The following is a 6,029-nucleotide window of genomic DNA, read 5'->3' on the forward strand; positions in this document are numbered from 1 at the left end:
GAGCGCCCGGCCCCGCTCCGCCCCGACGCGCAGCGCCAGCGCCACGAGCGCCTCCGGCGCACCGGGCCGCCCGCGGACCCCGGGAAAGGCGTTGACGTCCACGATGACCGGCTCGGCGGGCCCGTCGAGCAGGTCGACCCCGTACACGTCCAGCCCGAACACCTCGCCGACGCGCAGCGCGAGCGCGGCCCGCCCCGCGGACGGCTCCCAGTCCTCCGCCCGCCCCGACTTCCCCGTGCCGGTGGCCAGTTCGGACTGCCGCCGGGCCGCGAACACCTGCCCGTCGACCACCCACAGCTTCTGGTCCCAACCGCTCCCCGGGACGAACGGCTGCGTGACGACCGGCTCCTCGGGCCAGCACTCGGCGAGTTCGCGCAGCCGGGCCGGGCCGTCCACCCGGGCGACCAGGTCGTGCCGCCTGCTGTGCCGGCTCTTGACCACGAACGGGTAGGCCGGATCGACGAGTTCGCCCAGCCGTCCGACCGCGTCCGTGGGCGCGAAGGGCAGCCCGGCGGCGCGGGCGAGGTCGGCCATCCGCACCCGGTCCTGGCACAGCTCGGTGGCCGCCGCCGAGTTGACCACCGGCGCGCCCCTCCGCTCCAACTCCCCCGCCAGCGCCAGCGCCTGCGGCGTACGCGCCTTGAGCAGGTAGACGTCCGCGAGCCCGCCCACGGGCCCCGCGGGCGGGACGGCCGCCACCTCGTGCCCCTGCCTCACCAGCAGTTCGGCGGACGCCGCCAGCACCGGATGCCCCGGGTCGCCGGTGATCAGCCCGACCTTCACAGCAGCTCCCCTTCGCCGAAGCCCAGGTGCCCGTACGGATCGCCGCCCGCGGGCACCAGTTCGGCGGGCCCGCCGGGCACCGACACGGCCGTCCCGCTGCGTGCCAGCCGCAGCACCGCCCGGGCGACCCGGGCCACCGCGTCCGGCACCTGCCGGAAGCTCGGGAAGTCGTTGACATCCACCACGACCGGCCCGTCCGGCCCCAGCAGCACGTCGACCCCGTACAGGTCCAGCCCGAACACCTCGCCGACCTGCGCGACGATCCGCGCGACGCTCCCCGGCAGCGGCACCTGCCGCTCGCGCACACCCTGCCCGGGGCGCAGCGGGGAGGAACGTTCCGTCGCGAACAGCTCGCCGTCGACGCAGTACACCTTGAGGTCGGTCCCGGAGTTGGGCACGTACGGCTGCGCGATCAGCAGCCCCTCCCCCGCCAGCTCCGGCCCGACCTCCAGCAGTTGGCCGGGGTCGCGCACCAGCCGCACGGCGCGCCCGGAGCTGCCGTCGGCGGGCTTGACCACCAGCGGGTACTCGGCGGCAGGGATCTCCGCCAGCCGCTCCCAGCGCGCGGCCGCGTACGTCACCGGGACGGGCAGGCCGCGGGTGCGGCCGATCACCGCGGCGAGCGCCTTGTCCCGGACCCCCCGGATCGAGCGCACGTCGTTCACCGTGGTGAGGCCGACGGCGGCGGCCGACTCCAGCAGGGTCAGCCCGGGCCCGCCGGACACGGTCTTGAGCACCCAGGCGTCGTGGCTGCCGGCCCGGACCTCCTCGGAGATCGCCAGCAGCGAGTCCCCGGGGCGCAGCACGTCCACCCGGTGCCCCCACGCGGTGAGTTGGCGCGCCACGTCGAGTGGCATGCCGTCGTGCCGGTAGTGTTCCTCCACCAGAAAGCAGAGCCTCATGGGCCTGTCTTCCCCCTTGCCTCGCCTCGTGCAGACGTCCGCCGTCCCCCTCGGCAGAGCTGTAAAGGCTTCAGCATGCACGCCGTGTCCGCACAAGATCGCTGCGAGCGGGTAAGCGTTCGGCAACAATCGGCCCCCGAGGCGTGACCGGAGGACCGGACCGCACGCGAAAACGGGTGGCACCTCGCCCCCGCCCCTGCTTGGATGCGGGCCGTGACTCCTGCCGATCATGCTCCCGACCGCCTCCTGCTCGACGAGATCGAGACCTACTACGACGCCGTGCCGCGCAGCGCCGCCCGTACCGAGGACTTCGGGCCGCTGACCCTGTTCGTCCGCGACGGGGCCGGCTGGCCGTACTACGCCCGCCCGGCCCTCGGCCACAACGGCCCGGCCGCCACCGCCGGGGACGTCCGCCGGGTGCTGGATCGGCAGCGGGAGCTGGGCGTGCCGGAGGCCTTCGAGTGGCTGGCCGAGCAGAACCCGGAGCTGCGCGCGGCGGTCGAGGCGGCGGGCCTGACGGTGCACGAGCACCCGCTGCTGGTGCTGGGCCCGCAGGACGAAGCGGCCCCGGCGCCCGAGCTGCCGGAACGGGTGGAGGTCCGGGTGCTGGCGCCGGATGCGCCGGAACTGGCGGCCGCCATCGCCGTCCCGCACCTGGCCTTCGCCGAGCCGGGCACCGCCGTCGGCCCGGCCGGCACGGCCGAACTCGCCGAGAGCGCGGCGACGCTGACGGTCGACGGCACGGTGGAGCGGATCTCCCATCGGATCACCGCCGGCATCACCGTGCTCGCCGCGGCCCTGGAGGACGGCACGGCGCTGTGCGCGGGCCAGCACAACCCGGTGGGCCCGGTCACCGAAGTGGCCGGGGTGGGCACGCTCCCGTCCGCGCGCCGTCGCGGGCTGGGCCTGGCGGTCACCGCGGCCCTGGTCGCGCACGCCCGGGCTAACGGGGTGCGGACGGTGTTCCTGTCCGCCGCCGACGAGGACGTCGCCCGGATCTACCGCCGGGCCGGCTTCCGCGCCTTCGCGACGGCCCTGATCGCGGAGCCGCCCGCCCAGCAGGAGACCGGTGACCAGCAGAAGGCCGCCGCCCCGCAGGAGGCCGCCGTCCAGTAGAACCCCCTCCGCCCGGCAGGAGCCCGGCGCGCAACGGCCCGGGGAGCCCCGACGGGGCGGCGACGGTCAGTCGTCGTCCTCGTCCTCCTCGTCCGCCCCGGTGACGCCTTCCCCCTCCGCCTCGTCCACCACCCAGGCCGCCAGCCTCTCGGCGACGCCCGAGACCCCGAGCCGCCCCTCGCGGATGGCCCGGGAGAGGCTGCGCACCTCGCGGGCGGTGGTGGCGACGGTGCAGCCGCTGGCGACGAGGTAGGCGTAGGCGACGGCGGTGGCGAAAAGTTCGTTGGTCTTCTCCAGCGCGGGCACCCGGATCAGCTGGTGCATCAGCGCGGCGGCACGGTCCTGTGGTTCGGGGTAGACCGCGATGTCGAATATCTCGGCCTGATGGCGGGTGACCGCCGCGAGCAGCGAGCCGTAGTCGGTGACCTGCGGGTCACCGGGCGTGTACTGCTCGGCGGTCATGAGCAGCCACGAGAGGTCGACCTCCAGCTTCAACGGCGCACGTCCTGGAGGTCGCCCGGCTCCCCGAACTCGGCGAGGAAGGCCGTCTCGTACTCCTTCATGAACTGCGCAGCCGCGTCCACGAAGGCCCGTCCGGACTCGCCCATGTCCTGTTGGACCAGGCGCTCGATGTACTGGTTCATGCTGATCCCCTGCTGCTCCGCCCGTTCCCGGGCCATCTCGGCGGTCGTGGCGTCGACCCGCACGTTCAGCTGCTTCTTACCCATGCCGCTCAAGCTAGCGCTCAAGTGCTAGCACAACAAGGGCGTGCGCACACCGCCCGCACACCTGCCGCACGCCGCCGCGCAACCCTGCCGTCACCAGGACGCCGAACGGGCCGGGCCCGTGGCTGCTGCCACGGGCCCGGCCCACCCCGGAAGGGGTCGGATCGGACGGATCAGAACTGGGTGCTGACGGTGACCCCGCTGAAGTCGGTCTTCGCGTAGAGGCTCACGTAGCGGTAGCCGGCCGTCGGGTTGGTGACGGTGATGCTCTGGGTGGTGCCCGCGTTGGTGGACGAGGCGGTGTAGGCGCTCGGCGAGGCCCAGGTGCTGTCGTTGTAGTACAGGTAGGCGGTGCCGGTGCCCCCGGTGGTGGTGATCTTCAGGGTGCTGGTGCCGGCCGGGAGGTAGACGTACAGGTAGTCCAGGTTCCCGGCGGTGGCCGACAGGTTGGCCCGCGAGCAGTTCTGGCCCAGGGCGTCGGTACGCGGGTCGGTGCAGGTCGGCGGGGTGGTGCCGCCACCGCTGCCGCTGCCCGAGGTGACGGTGACCGAGGCCGGGGTGCTGGCGGTCTTTCCGGTGCTGTCGGTGACGGTCAGCGCGACGGTGTAGGTGCCCGCGGCCGCGTAGGTGTGGGTCGGGCTCTGCTGGTCGGACGAGCTGCCGTCGCCGAAGGTCCAGTGCCAGGCGGTGATCTGGCCGGGGCCGGTCTGCACGGACTTGTCGGTCAGGGTGACGGTCGGGCCGTTCACGGTCTGGCCGAACAGCGCGGTCGGGCCGGCCGCGTAGCAGGCGCCGCCGGCGCAGGCGTCGAGCCAGGCGTCGAAGTCGGCGTCGTAGCCGGTGCCGATGCCGTTGTAGACCGCGTAGCCGCCCTGGTAGTCACCGGTGCGGAAGTGCGCGAGCATGGCGTCGATGTCGGCCGGGTGCTTCTCGAACATGTACCGGACGGCCAGGTAGCCCCACGGGTAGGTGCGCACCGTGTCCGAGTTGCCGTACGTGTTCTGGAAGACGGTGCTCAGCTTGTACGTGTGCTTGGCGGCCTCGGCCATCGCCTGGGTGTCGGTGGTGCCGCGGTAGGCGTAGGACTCGTACTCGGCGACGCCCTCGATCCACCAGATGTCCGGGACGGAGATCTCGGTGGAGAAGTTGCCCTTGAGGTCGTAGATGTTGTCCAGGTAGTGCGTGTACTCGTGGTTGAGGTTCCACACGTTGCCGGTGAAGCCGTCGTTCCAGGACTTCTGGTACATCACGCACACGGCCCGGTTGTTCGGGTCGGTCGGGTCCATGACGGTCTGTCCACCGTTGTCGGTGGAGTTGTTGAAGATCGCCCAGGAGTACGTCAGGTAGTCCGCCTGGTTGGCGAAGACCGCGAGGGTCAGCTCCTTGTCGTACTGGCCGGGGATCGGGCCGTTGTCCTTCACCAGCTTGTGGAAGAAGGTGTCCTCGCCGCGCAGGCTGGCGCAGACGGCGGCCAGGTCGGCGGGCGACAGGGCCTCGGTCTGGATGGTGCGGTTGTCGCAGACCAACTGGTTCGGCAGCACCGCGGCGGTCAGCTTCGCCGGCAGGTCGCAGATGCCGTAGTACGAGCACTGGCCGGGGTCGAAGCTGTTGGCCTGGAACGCGGTGTGGACGTACAGCGGGCCGGTGGCGCCGGTGATCTGCACGCCGTCGAGGACGGCCTTGACCTTGTCCTTGAGCGCCGCCTCGACCGCCGGGCTGTCGCCGGCCATCCGGCCGAGGTCGTTGCCCGCGTTGACGTCCAGGTAGGCGTTGGGCGTACCGAGCAGGTCCTTGTGGTTCAGCGCGAAGTCGCCCAGGGCGACTCCGATGCTCGGGTCGGCGGCGACCGCGTTGACGAAGTCGGGGTTCCAGTTGCCCCGCCACAGCGGCGCGGACAGCACCGCGTTGACCGCCTTGAGCATCTTCGGGTAGGCGTTGTACGAGCTGTTGTAGCCGTTCAGCACCTGCTTGTAGACGCCCAGGTAGCTGCCCTGGAGGTTGGCGCTGTCGGTGAGCACCAGCACCTCGTTGAGCACGACGCCGTTGTTGTCGTTGACGTCGGTGCGGTGCGGGCTCGCGAAGAACGCGTCGAGGGCGGCCTTGGAGGCACTGCTCAGGGCCGCGTCGTACGGGCCGACCGCGCCCGAGTTGTACGACTGCACGTACCAGCCGGCCCGCTGGAAGAGCACGAGCTGCAGGATCGCGGTCGAGTTGTCGCCGGTGTAGCTGCCCGCCATGGCCTGGAAGGCGTTGGCGACGGTCAGCATCTTCGATTCCTTGAAGATGTTGCCCGCGTCGGTGCCGGTGACGTTGAACAGCGTGTTGACGCAGTCCGTGGTCGAGCTCTCGACGAAGGAGACCAGGTCGGCCCCGCTGCGGCTGCCGAAGTCGGCCGGGGTGCAGCTCTGCGCGGTGGCGGTGGCGGCCGCACCGGCGGCACCACGGGCGGCGAGGGCCGGCTTGGCCGGGGTCGTCTTCGGCGCCTCCGGGCGCGGCGCGGTCT

At 72.3% G+C, this 6,029-nt stretch carries 6 protein-coding genes; 1 reads left to right on the forward strand and 5 read right to left on the reverse strand.

Translation table 11 applies throughout. From position 1 onward, the window contains the following. Nucleotides 1-783 (reverse strand): RimK family alpha-L-glutamate ligase (locus KS423_RS36265; RefSeq protein ID WP_224284000.1); only part of this gene is annotated, 783 nt, incomplete at its 3' end. Continuing rightward, on the reverse strand, nt 780-1,685 hold the full coding sequence (locus tag KS423_RS36270) for a RimK family alpha-L-glutamate ligase (RefSeq protein ID WP_224284001.1): 906 nt from the start codon (nt 1,683-1,685) through the stop codon (nt 780-782). The genes KS423_RS36270 and KS423_RS36265, both read right to left, overlap by 4 nt. A 204-nt stretch (nt 1,686-1,889) precedes the next feature. Between KS423_RS36270 and KS423_RS36275 the strand changes: the two genes are divergently transcribed. Further along, nucleotides 1,890-2,801 carry a GNAT family N-acetyltransferase gene (locus KS423_RS36275; RefSeq protein ID WP_224284002.1) on the forward strand — a complete coding sequence of 304 codons (912 nt, stop codon included), beginning with the start codon at nt 1,890-1,892 and terminating at the stop codon, nt 2,799-2,801. Nucleotides 2,802-2,867: 66 nt separating this feature from the next. On the opposite strand, the gene KS423_RS36280 is transcribed toward KS423_RS36275, so the two are convergent. From KS423_RS36280 to KS423_RS36290, 3 genes are all read right to left on the reverse strand, one after another. Further along, on the reverse strand, nt 2,868-3,296 hold the full coding sequence (locus tag KS423_RS36280) for a fic family toxin-antitoxin system, toxin component (protein WP_224284003.1): 429 nt from the start codon (nt 3,294-3,296) through the stop codon (nt 2,868-2,870). Further along, complete coding sequence (locus tag KS423_RS36285) at nt 3,293-3,529, reverse strand: toxin-antitoxin system HicB family antitoxin (protein WP_045703875.1); 237 nt, start codon at nt 3,527-3,529, stop codon at nt 3,293-3,295. Before KS423_RS36285 ends, KS423_RS36280 begins: the two co-directional genes overlap by 4 nt. Before the next feature lie 170 nt (nt 3,530-3,699). Next, nucleotides 3,700-6,029, reverse strand: a 2,330-nt coding sequence (locus tag KS423_RS36290; protein ID WP_224284004.1) for a collagenase, incomplete at its 5' end; no start/stop codon positions are given.

Origin of the sequence: Streptomyces sp. LS1784, assembly GCF_020103755.1 — a bacterium.
Taxonomy (GTDB): Bacteria; Actinomycetota; Actinomycetes; order Streptomycetales; family Streptomycetaceae; genus Kitasatospora.